Annotated in this window: 18 protein-coding genes and 1 pseudogene; 10 read left to right on the forward strand and 9 right to left on the reverse strand. The window is 72.4% G+C overall.

From position 1 onward, the window contains the following. Window positions 1-37 precede the first annotated feature (37 nt). Window positions 38-736 carry a sirohydrochlorin chelatase gene (locus tag Nocox_RS29890; protein WP_020540753.1) on the forward strand — a complete coding sequence of 233 codons (699 nt, stop codon included), beginning with the start codon at window positions 38-40 and terminating at the stop codon, window positions 734-736. Between the two features lie 69 nt (window positions 737-805). Here Nocox_RS29890 and Nocox_RS29895 read toward each other — a convergent pair whose 3' ends face one another. Beyond that, window positions 806-1,582: a DUF1707 SHOCT-like domain-containing protein gene (locus tag Nocox_RS29895; RefSeq protein ID WP_020540754.1), complete on the reverse strand. Its 777-nt coding sequence runs from the start codon at window positions 1,580-1,582 to the stop codon at window positions 806-808. Window positions 1,583-1,739: 157 nt separating this feature from the next. Between Nocox_RS29895 and Nocox_RS29900 the strand changes: the two genes are divergently transcribed. Next, the gene (locus tag Nocox_RS29900; RefSeq protein WP_084685237.1) at window positions 1,740-3,083 is read left to right on the forward strand and encodes an ankyrin repeat domain-containing protein; all 1,344 of its coding nucleotides are present in this window, start codon (window positions 1,740-1,742) and stop codon (window positions 3,081-3,083) included. 23 nt (window positions 3,084-3,106) lie between these two features. Here Nocox_RS29900 and Nocox_RS29905 read toward each other — a convergent pair whose 3' ends face one another. From Nocox_RS29905 to Nocox_RS29915, 3 genes are all read right to left on the reverse strand, one after another. After that, a complete protein-coding gene (locus Nocox_RS29905; protein WP_020540756.1) occupies window positions 3,107-3,691 on the reverse strand; it encodes an HD domain-containing protein in 585 nt (194 codons plus the stop codon). Window positions 3,692-3,776: 85 nt separating this feature from the next. Further along, entirely contained in the window at window positions 3,777-4,667 is an 891-nt protein-coding gene (locus tag Nocox_RS29910; RefSeq protein WP_020540757.1) for a maleylpyruvate isomerase family mycothiol-dependent enzyme, read from the reverse strand. Continuing rightward, window positions 4,667-5,227, reverse strand: coding sequence for a sigma-70 family RNA polymerase sigma factor (locus tag Nocox_RS29915; protein ID WP_033407912.1), 561 nt, complete (start codon window positions 5,225-5,227; stop codon window positions 4,667-4,669). The genes Nocox_RS29910 and Nocox_RS29915 overlap by 1 nt, the downstream gene beginning before the upstream one ends. A 164-nt stretch (window positions 5,228-5,391) precedes the next feature. Here Nocox_RS29915 and Nocox_RS29920 point away from each other — a divergent pair, with 164 nt between their 5' ends. Then, window positions 5,392-5,817, forward strand: a complete 426-nt coding sequence (locus Nocox_RS29920; protein WP_020540759.1) for an OsmC family peroxiredoxin — start codon at window positions 5,392-5,394, stop codon at window positions 5,815-5,817. A 100-nt stretch (window positions 5,818-5,917) separates the two neighbouring features. Further along, window positions 5,918-8,041: a glycogen debranching protein GlgX gene (gene glgX, locus Nocox_RS29925; protein WP_026213843.1), complete on the forward strand. Its 2,124-nt coding sequence runs from the start codon at window positions 5,918-5,920 to the stop codon at window positions 8,039-8,041. Between the two features lie 51 nt (window positions 8,042-8,092). On the opposite strand, the gene Nocox_RS29930 is transcribed toward glgX, so the two are convergent. Next, the gene (locus Nocox_RS29930; protein WP_020540761.1) at window positions 8,093-8,485 is read right to left on the reverse strand and encodes a hypothetical protein; all 393 of its coding nucleotides are present in this window, start codon (window positions 8,483-8,485) and stop codon (window positions 8,093-8,095) included. Window positions 8,486-8,642: 157 nt separating this feature from the next. On the opposite strand from Nocox_RS29930, the gene Nocox_RS29935 reads away from it, so the two are divergent. Further along, entirely contained in the window at window positions 8,643-9,371 is a 729-nt protein-coding gene (locus tag Nocox_RS29935; protein WP_020540762.1) for a pyrimidine reductase family protein, read from the forward strand. On the opposite strand, the pseudogene Nocox_RS29940 reads toward Nocox_RS29935, so the two are convergent. Then, window positions 9,346-10,605: pseudogene (locus Nocox_RS29940) on the reverse strand (RNA-guided endonuclease InsQ/TnpB family protein). The gene Nocox_RS29935 and the pseudogene Nocox_RS29940 overlap by 26 nt on opposite strands. Window positions 10,606-10,757: 152 nt before the next feature. Between Nocox_RS29940 and Nocox_RS29945 the strand changes: the two are divergent. Both Nocox_RS29945 and Nocox_RS29950 read left to right on the forward strand, forming a co-directional pair. Further along, window positions 10,758-11,918: an ATP-dependent DNA ligase gene (locus tag Nocox_RS29945; RefSeq protein ID WP_020542940.1), complete on the forward strand. Its 1,161-nt coding sequence runs from the start codon at window positions 10,758-10,760 to the stop codon at window positions 11,916-11,918. A 26-nt stretch (window positions 11,919-11,944) separates the two neighbouring features. Continuing rightward, window positions 11,945-12,283 (forward strand): hypothetical protein, encoded by a 339-nt coding sequence (locus Nocox_RS29950; protein ID WP_020542939.1) that lies wholly within the window; start codon window positions 11,945-11,947, stop codon window positions 12,281-12,283. A gap of 19 nt (window positions 12,284-12,302) precedes the next feature. Here the strand turns inward: Nocox_RS29950 and pgeF are convergent, their stop codons facing one another. Next, entirely contained in the window at window positions 12,303-13,010 is a 708-nt protein-coding gene (gene pgeF / locus Nocox_RS29955) for a peptidoglycan editing factor PgeF (protein WP_026214288.1), read from the reverse strand. A 43-nt stretch (window positions 13,011-13,053) separates the two neighbouring features. Here pgeF and Nocox_RS29960 point away from each other — a divergent pair, with 43 nt between their 5' ends. Genes Nocox_RS29960 through Nocox_RS29970 form a run of 3 tightly spaced genes read left to right on the forward strand, consistent with a single transcriptional unit; the run spans window position 13,054 to window position 15,690 of the window. Beyond that, window positions 13,054-13,302, forward strand: a complete 249-nt coding sequence (locus Nocox_RS29960) for a hypothetical protein (RefSeq protein ID WP_020542937.1) — start codon at window positions 13,054-13,056, stop codon at window positions 13,300-13,302. 53 nt (window positions 13,303-13,355) lie between these two features. Then, window positions 13,356-14,789 carry an aldehyde dehydrogenase family protein gene (locus Nocox_RS29965; protein ID WP_020542936.1) on the forward strand — a complete coding sequence of 478 codons (1,434 nt, stop codon included), beginning with the start codon at window positions 13,356-13,358 and terminating at the stop codon, window positions 14,787-14,789. A gap of 19 nt (window positions 14,790-14,808) precedes the next feature. Further along, window positions 14,809-15,690 (forward strand): tetratricopeptide repeat protein, encoded by an 882-nt coding sequence (locus Nocox_RS29970; protein ID WP_020542935.1) that lies wholly within the window; start codon window positions 14,809-14,811, stop codon window positions 15,688-15,690. 110 nt (window positions 15,691-15,800) lie between these two features. Here Nocox_RS29970 and Nocox_RS29975 read toward each other — a convergent pair whose 3' ends face one another. Together Nocox_RS29975 and Nocox_RS29980 are read right to left on the reverse strand one after the other, a co-directional pair. After that, window positions 15,801-16,211, reverse strand: a complete 411-nt coding sequence (locus tag Nocox_RS29975; RefSeq protein WP_020542934.1) for an RNHCP domain-containing protein — start codon at window positions 16,209-16,211, stop codon at window positions 15,801-15,803. Window position 16,212: 1 nt separating this feature from the next. Continuing rightward, window positions 16,213-16,581 (reverse strand): RNHCP domain-containing protein, encoded by a 369-nt coding sequence (locus Nocox_RS29980; RefSeq protein ID WP_020542933.1) that lies wholly within the window; start codon window positions 16,579-16,581, stop codon window positions 16,213-16,215. Window positions 16,582-16,696: the final 115 nt, after the last annotated feature.

Consider the following 16,696-nt stretch of genomic DNA (forward strand, 5'->3'; position numbering starts at 1 on the left):
GTTGGCAGGCGGGACGGCCCCCGGTCGCGTGCCACTGGTGGCGGTGGCGCACGGGTCGCGTGACCCGCGGGCCGCCGCCACCGTGGCCGCGCTGCTCGACCAGGTGCCGCTGGACGTGCGGGTGGCGTACCTGGACCACTGCGCGCCGACGCTCGCGCAGGCCCTGCACGGCCTGGAGGAGGCCGTGGTGCTGCCGCTGCTGCTCACCGAGGCGTACCACAGCCGGGTGGACCTGCCTGCGGCGCTCAACGAGGCGCGGGCGCACCAGCCGCGGCTGCGCGTCCACTACGGGACGACGCTCGGGCCGCACCCGCTGCTGCGGGCCGCGCTGGAGCGGCGGCTGGCCGAGGCGGGCGTGCTTCCCGGCGATCCCGGCACCGCCGTGGTGCTGGTGTCGGCCGGGTCCAGCGACGCGCGCGCGAACGCGGTCGTCTCGCGCATGGCGCGGGAGTGGCGGCGCGGCGGGTGGTGGACGGTCAGGGCCGCGTACGCCTCGGCCGCCGGGCCCACCCCGGCGCAGGCGGTGGCGGAGCTGGTGCGGGCGGGCGCGCCGCGCGTGGTGGTGGCGCCGTATCTGCTGGCGCCTGGACACTTCGCCGACAAGGTGCGGCGGGAGGCGCTGGAGGCGGGCGCCGCCGTGGTGGCCGACGTGCTCGGGCCCGCGCCCGAGCTGGTGGACGTGCTCATGGAGCGGTACGAGGGCGCGCAGCGCGACCCGGTGTCCCTGGTCGGCTGAGCGGTCGGCTGAGCGGTCGGCTGAGCCTGGCCCCTCGGCGGCGGCGTGACGGCCGGCGGGTGCCGCCGGTCAGTAGCCGCGCTCGCGCCCGTAGCCGTCGCGCCCGTAGCCGTCGCGCCCGTAGCCGTCGCGCCCGTAGCCGTCGCGGTCGTCGCTGAGCTGGCGGCGCAGCTCGCGGCCCTCGTTGCGGAGCTGGCGGCCGAGCTCGCGCCAGTCGTCGCCGTGCATCTGCCGCCAGTGCTCGCGCCAGGCGGCGAACCCGCGCCGCAGCGGCTTGGCCCGCGAGTCGCCGATCACCTTGACGTCGCCCATCACGGCGTAGGCGTGCACGCGCACCACGGGGACGTTCATGCCGGGCGCGGCCTCCAGCACGTCGACCTTCTTGTCGCCCATGATCGCCATCCCGGCGAGGTCGACGTTGACGCCGTCGGGCACGATGATCTTCACGTCGCCCATGACGGAGACCGCCATGATCTCGACCATGTCCGTGCGCACCTCGGCCTCGCGCAGGTCGAGCAGCACGTCGCCCATCACGGCGACCGCGCCGAGCTCCTGGTCGATGCGCCACGAGCCGCGCCGCTTGGAGTCGCCCATCACCCCGACGAACCACCGTCTCTTGCGCTCCGGCCGCCCGGACGCGGGCGACGGCGCGGGAACGGCGCTGCCGACGGGGAGGTCCTGGGTGAGCAGCGCGAGCTCGGCGTGCGTGGTGGCGGAGTAGGCGGCCTCCGTGCGGTCGGTCAGCTCGGCCAGCGTGAGCCTGCCCTCCACCGACGCGACGCGGAGCTGTTCGACGACGGCCTCGCGCTCGGCGTCGGACGCGCGGACCTCACCGGGATCGGTCATACTCGCAACATATCGCGTTTCGCGGGCCCCTGGCCTCCTCCCTCAGGAGGAATTGCCGCCCCGCCGAAGGGCGCACGCCCTGCGCCGGCGCTCGACCCGTCGCGGCGTTCCCCTCGCTTGGCCCGGCGCGCGGCCGGACCAGGCTAGGGTCCGTGTCATGCATGAGGAACAGCTCTACCGCGCGGCGTTGAACGGCGAGACCGACACGGTGGCCAAGCTGCTCGCCGCCGGCGCCGACCCCAACAAGCCCAGCGAGGGCGAGGAGGAGGGTCTCCCGCTCTGCGCGGCGGCCGCGTGGGACCGCGAGGAGGTCGCCGAGACGCTGCTCGCGGCCGGGGCCGAGGTGAACGGGCGGGAGTCCGGCGGCTGGACGGCGCTGCTCTGGGCGGCCGCCAACGGCCAGGCCGACGTGGCCCGGCTGCTCGTCGGGGCGGGGGCCGACGTCGACGCGCAGAACGACGACGGCGACACCCCGCTCACCCTGGCCGCCAGGCGCGGCGCGCTCGGCGTGACGCAGGTGCTGCTTGAGGCGGGCGCGGACCCGGCGAAGTACGACGGCGACGGCGACACGCCGCTGGAGATCGCCGCCGACTGGGTGGGCGTGCACCTGGAGAGCGCGCTGCTCGACCAGGTCGAGCAGGACGGCTGGGAGTACGTCGTGGCCCGCCAGTACGCCAAGGACGGCACCGAGCTGGTCACCGTGGCCGGCCGCTCCCCTGACGGCGAACGCGGCGAGCAGGTCCAGGCGCAGCGCGGCCACGCCGCGATCGCGACCCTGCTGGAGGACGCCACGGGCGTCGAGACGCCGGTCGAGCGGCTGGTGGCGCGGGCACTCGCGCACCGCGACGTCGACGAGGACGCCGAGACCTGGTGGATCGTGGCCGACACGCTGGCCAAGCGGGCCGACGACGACACCTACGAGGCGCTGGCCCGGCTGTGCGTGAGCGAGGACGCGCGCGAGCGCGAGTTCGGCGTGGACGCGATCGCGCAGTTCGGCTTCGCCGACGGCGAGAAGCCCTACCTGGAGCGCACGCTGCCGCTGCTGCTCAAGATGGTCACCACGGAGGGCAACGGCCAGGTGCTGCGTTCGGTGCTGGCCGCGCTCGGCCACCAGGGCGATCCGCGGGCGCTGCCGGCCGTGCTCGACGTCATCGGCCGCCCGGGGCACAAGCGCACGATGACCGACGCGATCGCGCTGGCCGACGTGCTCCCGCCGGACCACGAGGAGGGGCTGGCGCTGCTGGTCGAGATGAGCGAGGACGACGACGCCGAGGTGCGCGACTGGGCGACCGCCGGGCTGGCCGGGCTCGACGCCGACACGCCGCGCATCCGTGAGGCGCTGGCCGCCCGGCTGGGCGACTCCGACCTGCGCACGGTGGCCGAGGCCACGCGCGGGCTCGCGGCGCGCGGCGACGACCGGGCCGCCCAGGGGGCCGCGCGGGTGCTGGCCGAGAGCGACGACGAGTACGCGCGCGACCTCGTCACCCGGCCCACGGCCTGACTCGTCGCCGCGGACCGGGCCGATCAGGGGACGCCGTCGCCGTTGAGCACGCGCACCACCCAGTCGAGGGTGCCCGTGCTCAGCGCCTCCTCCGCCAGCCGTTTGCCGGTGGTGGTCGTGATCGCGGCCAGCGAGCTGTCGATCCACCCTTGGGTGTTGTGGTTGCCCTGCTCGCGGTACTCGACGGCCTGGAGGAGGCATTCCAGCTTGTCGGCGTCGCGCGCGCAGACGGCCTCGACGCTGGTCTTCTCCTCGTACTCGGCGACCGCGTCGCGGACCATGTCGGCCACCGGGCCGCTGACGTCGCGCGTCTGGTCGGCGGTGACCTCCTCGTTGGAGGCCGCCTTCAGGTAGCGCTTGCCGAGGTAGGGGATGTCGGTGACGCGCGTCTCCTGCGAGTCGTGGAACAGCGCCATGAACGCCGCCCGCTGCGGGTCGCCGCCCTCCAGCCTGGCGATCACGGCCGCGATGACCGCCGTGCGGAAGGAGTGGTCGGCCACGCTCTCCGGGTCGCGCACCCCCGCGACCAGCCATCCCGTGCGCTTGTAGCGCTTGAGCAGACCGAACTCGTACATCAGGTCCGCCAGCCCTGTCACGTCGCTCGCCACGATGAGCCCCCTCTCGTCATGCGCCCGAGCCCGAACGCGCGCGGGGTGCAGATGTACCCAGCAAGGCGGCGGCTCACCCTCTCTGTCAGGGACCGGAGAGCGTGGGAGCGGTGCGGAGGAGGTCGGCGGCGAGGGCGTGGTCGCCCGTGACCGTCGCGGGGAAGGCGGCGGGGTCGCCGCGGCCGCCCAGGAGGAAGCAGAAGGCGCGGACGTCCGCCGTCAGGTGCGCGTCGGGCTCGCCCGGCACGGTCTCCTCGACGCCCAGGGGCAGCAGCCACTCGCCCCCGCCGGCCCCGGTCAGCGTCAGCCGCAGCGTACGGCCCGAGCCGTCCAGCCCGGCGAGGAGCATCGTCCAGGGCAGCAGCCGGGCGCACAGGTCGGCCGTCGGCCGGATGTGCTCGGGGATCGGGTCGGGCAGCAGGACGCCGGCCGCGCGGGCGGCGTCGTCGGCGTGGATCCAGGTCTCCAGGCCGCGCCCGAGCACGTGGTCGCGTACGGGCACCTCCAGCCCGTCCAGGGTGGCGGGGGCGGTCCCTGACAGCCCGGCGAGGTGCCGGCAGAGGGCGTCGGCCTGCGCCCGCCAGTCGCGCCGCGTCTGCTCGGGGCTGCGCGCCCGCTCGTACGCCTGCACGTCGCCGGTGCGTCCCGCCGAGTCGAGCGCCCGCAGCGGCGGGCCGAGGACGGGGGCGCCCACGGAGGCGGCCAGCAGCCCGTCCTTCGCGGCCAGGTGCGCGACGAGCTCCTGCAGCGTCCATCCCTCGACGACGACGCGCGCCCAGTCGTCGTCCCCGGCGGTGGCGAGCAGGGCGTCCATGGCGGCCACCCGGCCCGCGTACGGCGCCGCCCACGAGGCCGTGGCGGCCGCGGGCCTGCGCCGTGCCCTGGCCCCGGCCAGGAGCTGGGGCCGCAGCGAGCCGGCCGGCACGGCCGGCTCCTCCATCAGCGCGTCCAGGTAGAGACGCTCGACGGATTCCATCACACCTCTTCCTCCGCCAGCGCGTCCGCCAGCCGCCTCAGGGCCAGCCGGATGCGCGACTTGGCGGTGCCCTCGGGCACGCCCAGTTCCTCGCCGACCTGCCGATACGTCCTGCCGCCGAAATAGGCCAGCTCGACCGCCTGGCGTAATCCGTCGGGCAGCCGGGTCACAGCTTGGCGGACGCGCTCGGCCTCGTCGGCGGCGAGCACGCCGTCCTCCGGCCGGGCCGGCTCGCGCTCGAACAGCCGGGGGCCGAGCGCCGAGACCCGCCGCCGCTCCTCCGCGCGCACGTGGTCCACCGCCCGCCGGTGGGCGATGGTCGCCAGCCAGGCGCGCAGCGTGCCGCGGCCGGGGTCGTAGGCGAGCGGCCGCTCCCAGAAGACCAGGAACACCTCCTGCGTGATGTCCTCGGCGATCACCCGGTCCCTGGTGACCCGCAGGGACAGGCCGAAGATCAGCGGGGAGAGCCGATCGTAGACCTCGCCCAGCGCGGACTCGTCGCCGCCGACCACCCGCTGGTGCAACAGGCGGTCGTCGTACGGTGCCTCCACTGGCACCACGCTCCCGTTGTATCCGGACCCAGGCGGCAGGTGCGCCGCGACCCGAGCATGTCATTATTCGCCGCAAAAGTAGAGACGGATGAGTGCCCCGCCGGATTCGTCCCTCCGGGGGGCGGGGTTCCTGACGCGGTAGGGTCGGAAGTCCTTACAGGAGGGAGCACGTCATGGCCACCACCCGCACCGCGACGACGCAGTGGAAGGGCGCTCTGCTCGACGGGTCGGGCACCGTCTCGCTCGACACCTCGGGCGTCGGCACGTTCGAGGTCTCGTGGCCGTCGAGGGCGGAGGCCGCGAACGGCAAGACCTCCCCCGAGGAGCTCATCGCGGCGGCCCACTCGTCCTGCTTCTCGATGGCGCTCTCGCACGGCCTGGCGGGCGCGGGCACGCCGCCGGAGTCGCTGCGGACCAGCGCGGACGTCACGTTCCAGCCGGGTGAGGGCATCACGGGCATCGTGCTGACCGTCCAGGGCCAGGTGCCGGGCGTCACGGCCGAGCAGTTCCAGCAGGCCGCCGAGACGGCCAAAGCCAACTGCCCGGTGAGCCAGGCGCTGGCCGGCACCACGATCACGCTCAGGGCCGAGCTGCTCTGAAACGTCATCCACGGCGCCGGTGTCCTTCCGGCGCCGTGCAGATGAGGGCATCCGCACATTGAGAGACCAAGAGCGGCTTCCCGTGCGACAATTGGGCCACATGCGCGAGGTCTGGCCGGGGCAGCCCTATCCACTCGGCGCGACCTGGGACGGCGTTGGCACGAGCTTCGCGGTGTTCTCAGAGGTCGCCGAGCGGGTCGAGCTGTGCCTTTTTCACGATGACGGCTCCGAGGACCGGGTGGAGCTACCGGAGGTCGACGGGTTCGTCTGGCATGGCTACCTGCCGGGCATCCAGCCGGGCCAGCGCTACGGCTACCGCGTCCACGGCCCGTACGCGCCCCAGCACGGGCACCGGTGCAACCCGAGCAAGCTGCTGCTCGACCCCTACGCCAAGGCGATCGACGGCGAGCTGACCTGGAACCAGGCGCTGTTCCCCTACTACTTCACCGATCCGGGGCGGCGCAACGCCGAGGACAGCGCGCCCTACATGCCGAAGAACGTGGTCATCAACCCGTTCTTCGAGTGGGGCAACGACCGGTCGCCCGGCATCCCCTACCACCAGACGGTGATCTACGAGGCGCACGTGCGCGGGCTGACGATGCGCCATCCCGACGTGCCGCGCGACCTGCGGGGCACGTACGCGGGGATGGGCCATCCGGCGATCATCGATCATCTGCTGTCGCTGGGGGTCACGGCGGTCGAGCTGATGCCGGTGCACCACTACGTGCCCGAGCACTTCCTGGTCGCGCGCGGGCTCACCAACTACTGGGGCTACAACACCATCGCCTACCTCGCCCCGCACGGCCGCTACTCCAGCAGCGGCACCCGGGGGCAGCAGGTGCTGGAGTTCAAGGGCATGGTGCGGGCGCTGCACGAGGCGGGCATCGAGGTCATACTCGACGTGGTCTACAACCACACCGCCGAGGGCGACCACATGGGCCCGACGCTGGGCTTCCGCGGCATCGACAACGCCGCCTACTACCGCCTGCACGACGGCGACCGGCGCTACTACCTCGACTACACCGGGTGCGGCAACTCGCTCAACGTGCGCTCACCGCACGCCCTGCAGCTCATCATGGACTCGCTGCGCTACTGGGTGCTCGACATGCACGTCGACGGGTTCCGCTTCGACCTGGCCTCGGCGCTGGCCCGCGAGCTGCACGACGTCGACCGGCTGAGCGCGTTCTTCGACCTGATCCAGCAGGATCCGGTGATCTCGCAGGTCAAGCTGATCGCCGAGCCGTGGGACGTCGGGCCGGGCGGCTACCAGGTGGGCAACTTCCCGCCGCTGTGGACGGAGTGGAACGGTAAATATCGCGATATTGTGCGCGATTTCTGGCGGGGCACGCACTCGGCGCTGCCCGAGTTCGCCTCCCGGCTGACCGGCTCGTCCGACCTCTACGAGTCCTCCGGCCGCCGCCCGGTCGCCTCCATCAACTTCGTGACCTGCCACGACGGGTTCACGCTGAGCGACCTCGTCTCCTACGACCACAAGCACAACGAGGACAACGGCGAGGACAACCGCGACGGCACCAACGACAACCGCTCCTGGAACTGCGGCGCGGAGGGCCCGGTCGAGGACCCCGGCATCGTGGCGCTGCGCCGCCGCCAGCGCCGCAACTTCCTCGCCACGCTGTTCCTGTCGCAGGGCGTGCCGATGCTGTCCCACGGCGACGAGATCGGCCGCACCCAGCACGGCAACAACAACGCCTACTGCCAGGACAACGAGCTGGCCTGGGTCGACTGGTCGAGGGTGCGCACCGAGTCCGACCTGCTGGAGTTCGTCCGCGCGCTGGCGAAGCTGCGCCGCGAGCACCCGGTCTTCCAGCGCCGCCGCTTCTTCCACGGCCGTCATCCCGACAACGGCGACCGCGACCTGGTGTGGCTCACGCCGGGCGGCACCGAGATGACGGCCGGCGACTGGCACATCGGCTACGCGAAGTCGCTCATGGTCTACCTCAACGGCGAGGCGATCACCGAGCCGGGGCCGCGGGGCGAGCGCATCGTGGACGACTCGTTCCTGCTGCTGATCAACGCCCACCACGAGAACATGCCGTTCACGCTTCCGGGGCCGGAGTTCGGCGGCGGCTGGCTGCCGGTGCTCGACACCGCCCACGACTCGATCGACGACCTCGTCACCGAGTCGCGCCATCCGGCGGGCGGCGTGGTGACGGTCACCTCGCGCTCGCTCCAGGTGCTCCGCCGCCCACGCGAGACCGAGTAGCGCGAGGCCGCGTAGCCGCGGGGCCCGGCGGCGGGAGAGCGGGCGGCGCCGTCAGAAGACGCGGGCGGCGCTGGCGGTGAGGAACACCAGCGCGAACGCGGTCACCCCGGCGAGGCCGTGCAGCACCGCCAGCACCGGCACCCCGGACACCGCGTCCCCATGCCGCCCCTCGCCGAGCCACCGGGTGAACATCACGCACCCCAGCAGCGCCGCCGCCGCCAGCCCGGCGGTGGCGAGCCAGGCGAGCGCCCGGCTGCCGGTGGCCAGCGCGGCGGCCCAGCACGCCAGCGCCGACACCGCGAGCGCGGGGTGGGAGAGGACCAGCGCCAGCGGGAAGCGGGTGACCTTGGCCCGGCGGCCTCCGCCGACCGCCAGCCAGCGGCGCAGCAGGTGCGCCCCGGCGAGCGCGGCGATCGTCCACGTTGCGGCGGTGACCAGCCCCACGGGCCCTCCCCCTGTCCGTGCCATGCCTGCCTTGACGTCAAGCGTCACGTTAAGCAGAGAGTTGGCGTTATGTCTGTAGATACACAAAGGTTCGTTATGACCGAGACCGGCGGACGCCCTCGGACCCGTTGTCGGTGGCGTGTGCCAAGGTAGAGGGGTGCGGCGCATCCTTCCCGACATTCACGACAATCCAGACATCGCCCAGGCGTACGCCTATCCCGAGGGCCGGCCCTGGCTGCGGCTCAACATGGTGTCCAGCGCCGACGGCGCCGCCTGGCTCAAGGGCCGCTCCGGCGGCCTGTCCACCCCCGGCGACAAGCGCGTCTTCCAGGTGCTGCGCGGCCTCGCCGACGTCGTCATGGCCGGCGCGTCGACCGTCCGCACCGAGGGCTACCGCCCGATCGAGCCACGCGCCTCCTGGGCCGGCATCCGCGCGGGCCGTCCCGACGTGCCCCCGATCGCGGTCGTCTCCCGCAGCCTCGACCTCGACCCCCGCCACCCGCTGTTCACCGGCGCCCCCAGCCGCACCCTCGTCATCACCTGCGAGGCCGCGCCGCGCGAGCGGCGGGCCGAGCTGGCCAAGGGCTGCGACGTCATCGTGGCCGGCGACGAGAGCGTCGACCTGCGCGAGGGCGTGGCGCGGCTGCACGAGCGCGGCCTCGGCCGCATCCTGTGCGAGGGCGGCCCTCTGGTCAACGCCCAGCTCTCGGCCGCCGGCCTGGTCGACGAGCTGTGCCTGACGATCAGCCCGCTCCTGGTCGGCGGCGACGCGGCACGCATCCAGAACGGCGAGGCCGCGCTGGTCGGCCTGGACCTCGTCCAGGTGCTGGAGGAGGACGGGGCCCTCTTCTGCAGATACGTCACGGGGAAGGAAGACCACGCTTGACATCCTCCCCCTCGTAAACAAGGGGGATTCCGACCGTCGCCGGTCGGTCTTCCTGCTTCATCGCCGATCGCCCGCCCGAGAGGAGGACTCCCGTTTGAGGTCTTACACCAGCTCCACAGGCGTTTCAGCTCTCCGCCAGCCCGGCGGCGAGCAGCATGTTCTGCGCCGCGTTCACCTCCCGATCATGGATCGCACCGCAGGCACAGGTCCACTCGCGGACGCTCAACGGCATCTCTTCCCGCAGGGCCCCGCAGACCGAGCACAACTTGGAGGAGGGAAAGAACCGGTCCACCACGACCAGGGTGCGACCGTACCAGTCCGTCTTGTACTCCAGCATGCGCAGCAGCTCCCGCCAACCGGCATCGGAGATGGCGCGGGCGAGCGCATGATTCTTCAACAGGTTGCGGACAGCCAGGTCCTCCACGGCGATCACTTGATTCTCGCGAACCAGCCGGGTGGTGACCTTGTGCAGGTAGTCGCGCCTGCGATCGGCGATCCGGGCATAAATCTTCGCCACGCGCAGCCGGGCCTTGGCCCGGTTGTTCGATCCTTTCTGTTTGCGGGCCAGGGCCCGCTGTGCTTTGGCCAGTCTGCGCCGCTCACGACGCTCGTGACGCGGGTTGGCGATCTGCTCGCCGCACGACAACGTGAGCAGGGCGGTGAGGCCGGCGTCCACGCCGATCGACCGCTCGACCGGCGGCAACGGCGCGATCTTCTCCTCCACCAGCAAGGACACGAACCACCGCCCGGCCGCGTCCCGGCTCACGGTGACCGTGGACGGCTCGGCTCCCTCGGGCAGCGGGCGCGACCATACGATGTTCAGCGGCGCGTTCATTTTGGCCAGGGTGAGCCGGCCGTCGCGCCAGCGGAACGCCGAGCGGGTGTACTCGGCCGACGCCCTCGACCTCTTCTTGCTCTTGAACGTCGGATACTTGGCCCGTTTGGCGAAGAAGTTCGCGAACGCCGCTTGCAGATGCCGCAGGGTCTGCTGCAGCGGCACCGACGACACCTCGTTCAAGAACGCCAGCTCGGGTGTCTTCTTCCAGGCGGTCAGCGTCGCGGACGACTCGGTGTAGGAGACGCCGCGGCCTTCCTGGGTGTAGGCGCGAATCCGCTCCTCCAATGCCTTGTTGTAGACCAGGCGCACGCAGCCGAACGTCCGGACAAGCTCCTCGGCCTGTTCGGGGGTTGGATGGAAGCGGTACTTGCAGGCCCGCTTCACCAGCTGCGCCATTCCCCGATCCTAGGTGCGAGATCACCCGCGCACCGGCCGATCCCAGAAGACAACGGCGGTCCGCCTGGCGGCGTATCGCCTGCTCCTGCCCTGCTTCGCAGGAGTCCGATTCCTCCCCCGCCTGAAGGCGGGGGTTTCCTCGGAGGTACCTGATGACCACCGACCCGACAGTCAACACGACTCCGGCCGAGGAGCCCGAGCCGGAGCCGGTGCCCAACCTGGTCGTACGCCCGCCGGTGCCGCCCATGCTGGCCAAACCGGTCAAGGCCATGCCCAGCCAGGACGGCAACCTGTTCTACGAGCCCAAATGGGACGGCTTCCGCTGCATCATCTTCCGCGACGGCGACGAGGTCTACCTCGGCAGCCGCAAGGAGCGGCCGTTCACCCGCTACTTCCCCGAGATCGTCGAGGCGGCCAAGGCCGAGCTGCCCGACAAGGTGGTGATCGACGGCGAGATCGTGCTGCCCAGGGGCTCGCAGCTCGACTTCGACGCGCTGCAGCAGCGCATCCATCCGGCGAAGTCGCGGGTCAAGCTGCTGTCGGAGGAGACGCCCGCCCAGTTCATCGCCTTCGACCTGCTGGCCGTCGGCGAGGAGTCGCTGATGGAGGCGCCGTTCGCCGAGCGCCGGGCGCGGCTGGTCGAGCTGTTCACCAAGGAGGGCGGCTCGATCCGGCTGACGCCGGTGACGACCGACGACGGGCAGGCGCGCGAGTGGTTCGAGGCGTTCGAGGGGGCCGGGCTCGATGGCATCATCGTCAAGCCCGGCGATCAGCCGTACGTGCCGGACAAGCGCACCATGTTCAAGGTCAAGCATGAGCGCACGGCCGACGTCGTGGTGTGCGGCTACCGCGAGCACAAGTCGGGGCCGATCGTCGGCTCGCTGCTGCTCGGCCTCTACGGCGACGACGGCAGGCTGCACCACGTCGGGGTGGCGGCGTCGTTCCCGATGGCGCGGCGGGCCGAACTGGTCGAGGAGCTGCGGCCGCTCGTCGCCGACCTCGGCGAGCACCCGTGGGGGCACTGGGCCGAGGCGGCGCAGGCCAACGTGGGGCAGCCGGCCGCGGGGCCGTCGCGGGGCGGGCAGCGCGTGCCGGGCGCGGTGTCGCGGTGGAACGCCAAGAAGGACCTGTCGTTCATCCCGCTGCGGCCGGAGCGGGTGATGGAGGTGGCCTACGACCAGATGGAGGGCGACCGGTTCCGGCACACGGCGCACTTCCGGCGGTGGCGGCCGGACCGCACGCCGGAGTCGTGCACGTACGAGCAACTGGAGCGTCCGGTGAGCTACAACCTCGACGACATCCTTGCTCACTGAGCGATCTGCCCCAATAGTCTCTATACATGAGCACTGGGGATGAGTTGAGGGCCGCTGTCTCGGCTCGCCGCGAGTTAGGGCCCGAGTTCGAGGACGCCATCGTCGAGTCGTTCCTCGACAAGATGGGCAAAGAGGTCGACCGGCGGGTGGACGAGCGCCTGGCTCAGACCCGGCAGAAGTCGTCCCAGCGCCGGGCGAGCCACGGGCAGCGGCTCGCCCTGGCCATCGTCTCCCTCTCCCTGGGCACGATCGCCACGCTGGCGCTGGCGCTCGCGACCGAGGGGAAGACATTCCTCTTCGTGGCCGTCTGGGTCGGCATCATCATCGTGAACGCGATCTTCAACGGCGGCCAGGACAAGGGCTGAGCGCCGCCCGCCGCGCGCGTCAGTCGAGCCAGACGAGGCCCGCGAACCGGCCGCCCGGCTGCTCACGGCGATGGGAGTAGAGCTCCCGCGACTCGATCGTGCAGCGCGCGTCGTGCCGGATCTCCGCCAGCCCGGCCGCCCTGAGCTGCGCCTCGATGCCGGCCCTCAGGTCGAGCGCGGGCGTCTGCCACGACGTCGTGGACCACGTCTCCGGCACCTTCGCCGCGACACGCTCGCGCAGCTCGGCGGGCACCTCGTAGCAGCGGCCGCAGGCGCCGGGGCCGATCAGCGCGACCATCCGGCCCGGCTCGGCCCCCTTGGCCGCCATCGCCGCCACCAGCGCCGTCGCGATGCCCGCCTCGGTGCCGGGGCGGCCGGAGTGCGCCGCGCCCACCATGCGCGCGACCGGGTCGGCCACCAGCACCGCGGGGCAGTCGGCGCCGAGCGAGGCCAGCGCCAGCCGGGGCTCGGTGGTGAACACGCCGTCGAGCGGCGGCGGGTCGTCGCCGAAGGGCTCGCTCACGTACGCGACTTCGGCGCTGTGGACCTGGCGCATGTAGACCACGGCCCGCACGCCCAGCTCGGCCACGAGACCCGCGCGGTTGGCCCGCACGGCGGCCGGGTCGTCGCCGACCATGCCGCCGAGGTTGCGCGAGCCGTAGGGCGGGGCGCTGACGCCCCCGTGCCGGTCGGTGACGGTGGCGTGCACTCCGGGGGCCAGTTGCATGCCACGATCCTAGAACGCCCGGGACCTGAGGTGAGGAGCGCCCATGACCGATCTCGCCACGCTGCACGCCCTGCTGCCGCTCACCAACGGCCCCACCGCCGCGCTCTACGAGCGGCTGGGCGCGGGCACGCTGAACGTGGCCACCGACCTGACCGTGCCGCACCTCGCCGAGATCAGGGCCGCGACCGGGGCGGCGCTGGTGCAGCGGCTGATCGAGGAGCTGGACCCGGAGCTGGGCGGCCGGTTGTCCCCCGCGGGCCCGGCGGCGGATCTCGGGGTGCCGGAGGTGTGAGGGGCGTACGCGTTCCCTGGCCCCCGCTATCAAGCAAGCATATGCTTGGTCGCGTGCCTGACTATCGTCATCTCATCGGCGGCGAGCTGGTCGCCGCGTCCCGCACGATGGAGTCGGTCGATCCCAGCACGGGCGAGCCGTGGGCGAACGTCCCGGCCGGTGGCCCGGCGGAGGCCGAGGCGGCCGTGGCCGCGGCCCGCGCGGCCTTCCCCGCCTGGGCCGCGCTGCCCGCCCTGGCCCGCGCCCACCACCTGCGCAAGGTGTCGGAAATCTTCGGCCGGCACGCCGAGGAGCTGGCCCGGCTGGAGACCCGCGACAACGGCCGCGTCCTGCGCGAGACCCTGAGGAGGGACCTGCCGGGGATGGCGTTCCTGTGGCAGCTCGCGGCCGGCCAGTGCCTGGACGCGGTCACCGGCGACACCGTCGTCCTGGGGCCGGACGCGCTCGGCCTGACCCGGCGCGAGCCGTACGGGGTCGTGGTCTGCATCATCCCGTGGAACTCCCCCATCTCGACCTTCTCCGCCAAGGCCGCGTACGCGCTCGCGGCCGGCAACACCGTCGTCGTCAAGCCCGCCGAACAGGCGAGCGCGTCCGTGCTGCGGCTGGGCGAGCTGCTGGCCGAGGTGTTCCCGCCCGGCGTGCTCAACATCGTCGCCGGGCTCGGCGAGGAGGTGGGCGACGCCCTCGTACGCCACCGGGACGTCGCCAAGATCAGCCTCACCGGCTCCACCGAGACCGGCCGCGCGATCACCCGGGCGTCGGCGGACGCGCTGAAGCCGATGACGTTCGAGCTGGGCGGCAAGTCCCCCAACATCGTCTTCCCCGACGCCGACCTCGACGCCGCCACCCGGGGCGTCACCGTCAACTCCATCTACACCGGCAACGCCGGGCAGGTGTGCGTCGCCGGCTCGCGCATCCTCATCCACCGCTCGATCTGGAACGAGATGCTCGGCCGGATCAGGGACGTGTGCGCCGGGCTGGTGCTGGGCGACCCCCAGGACCTGCGGACCACGATGGGGCCGATCGTGTCGGCCGGGCAGTTCGAGCGCGTGACCTCCTACCTGGAGCTGGCCGCGAAGGAGGGCGCCCGGCTGGTGTTCGGCGGGCGGAGCGGCGCGGAGGTGGTGCCGGAGCTGCCCGGAGGCTACTGGGTGGAGCCGACGCTGTTCGCGACCGAGGACAACCGGCTGCGGGTGTGCCAGGAGGAGATCTTCGGGCCGGTGGCGGTGGCGCTGCCGTTCGACGACGACGAGGAGGCGCTGGAGATCGCCGACGACTCGCCGTACGGGCTGGCGGCCGGCGTCTGGACCCGCGACCTGGGGCGGGCGCACCGGTTCGTCCGGGATCTGCGGAGCGGGACGGTCTGGGTGAACACCTACCGGCAGATGCCGCCCGGCCTGCCGTTCGGCGGCGTCAAGGACAGCGGGTACGGCCACGATTCGGTCCTGGAGTTCACCCGGGAAAAGGCAGCCATTATCCAGATCTAGTTGGATAGAGTTCCGCGTCATGAGCGAGGGGATCAAGGACCGGGCGGAGCCCGGAATGCCCGAGGCGGCGGCTCAGTCGCGGGCGTCGGTGCTGCGGAGCCGTGCGGAATCGTACATCGCCCTGTCGCGGTACGAGGCCGCGATCGCGGATCTCACCGAGTCGATCGCCCTGGTGCCCGACAACGCCCGCGCCTGGCGGCTGCGCGGCGAGAGCCACCGGATGATCGAGCGGTACGAGGCCGCGCTGACGGACTTCGACGAGTCGCTGAAGCTGGAGCCCGACAGCGCGTACGCGCTGGGCTCCCGGGGGCAGACGTACGCGGCCATGGACCGCCTGGAGGAGGCCATGGCCGACTTCGAGCACGCCCTCACCCTGACGCCCGACTCGCTGTGGATCCTGGAGGCGAAGGCGGACGCCCTGGTGGACCTCGACCGCCTCGACGAGGCCCTGGACGAGCACGCCAAGATCATCAGGCTGAACGGCGAGCAGCCGTACCCGTGGGTGGCCCGCGGCGACCTCTACCAGCGGCTCAACCTCTACCCCGAGGCCATCGACGACTACGCCAAGGCCCTCGCCCTCGACCCCGGGCACGTACGCGCCCTGAGCCGGCGCGGCGAGGCGCTGCGCATGATCGACCGCTACGAGGAGGCGCTGGAGGACCTCAACCGCGCCCTGGAGCTGGACCCGGACAACGACCGGGCGCTGGGCAGCAGGGGCGCGGTGCTGAGCGAGCTGGGCGACAACGAGGCGGCCCTGCACGACCTCGACCGGGCCGTCGAGCTGGACGACGAGTACGTCTGGGCCTTCCGGGTGCGGGGCGAGATCCTCCAGGAGATGGACCGCCACGAGGAGGCGGTGGCCGACTTCACCCGGGCTCTGCACCTCGAATTCGGCGATTGAGCCCCGCGACGGGCGGTGGACACGGTAGAAAAGCAGCGAAGCCCCTGGCATCGACGGGCGTGGTTGTGGTGGCCCTCCCGTTCGCCAGGGGCTTCACTGTGCTCACGTGATCAGAGCGCGAGCAGCGCCGCGGCCGGGAGCCGGCCGCCCGTGGACAGCGGGCGCACGGCGATGCGGAGCAGCGCCAGCGCGTTGTCGTCGCCGGCGATGCGGTTCGCGCTGAGCTCGTCGCACGACTGGCAGTGATGGATGATCAGCCACTCGCCGTCCGGCCGGACGGTGACGCTGAGCGCCGCCATCCGGCCCCGGCAGCCCGCCCGGCGATCACCGGGCACCCGGCGATCGACGTGCAGGCTGGTCAGGCAGTGCGGGCAGTGGTTGCGGTGCGCGGTGCCGGGCGCGGACATGGGCACGTCCAGCCGGCAGCCGACACAGCGGAACGCGTCGCCGCGCTCGCCGTGCCGGACCGCGATCTTGCGCCGTTGCGGCCGTTCGCCACGGCCGGGGTTCCTCCTGGGCATGTCAGAGATCGCCGAACGCCTCGAGCGGGAACGGCGGCTGCGCGAGCGGGCGCACCGCCATGCGCATGAGGATGAGCTGGTTGTCGTCCCCGCAGATGGGGTTGGACGTGAGCTCGCCGCAGCGGGTGCAGCGGTGGATGATCATCCAGTCGCCGGTGCGCAGGACCGCGATCGAGATCGGGATCATGCGCGACCGGCACTCGGACGGGCCGCCCTCCACCCGGTCGAGCACGTGCAGCGAGTGCAGGCAGCTCGGACAGTGGTTGCGGCGGGCCCCGCCGGGCGCGGCGGCGGTCACGGTGAGGCCGCAGCGCACGCAGGCGAACGTGTCGGTGGAGAGGGTGGAACGTGGTTTGCCGTTGCTGGACAACGCGGGTGGCTCCTTGCCGGAAGAAGAACGATGAGCGTCGACGAACGCGGCAAAGGTGCGCCCGGCGGGCCGTCGCACAGGGGTGCGCGGGCACGCCGGTGCCGTGGGCTGTCGT

Origin of the sequence: Nonomuraea coxensis DSM 45129 (assembly GCF_019397265.1) — a bacterium.
Classification (GTDB): Bacteria; Actinomycetota; Actinomycetes; order Streptosporangiales; family Streptosporangiaceae; genus Nonomuraea; species Nonomuraea coxensis.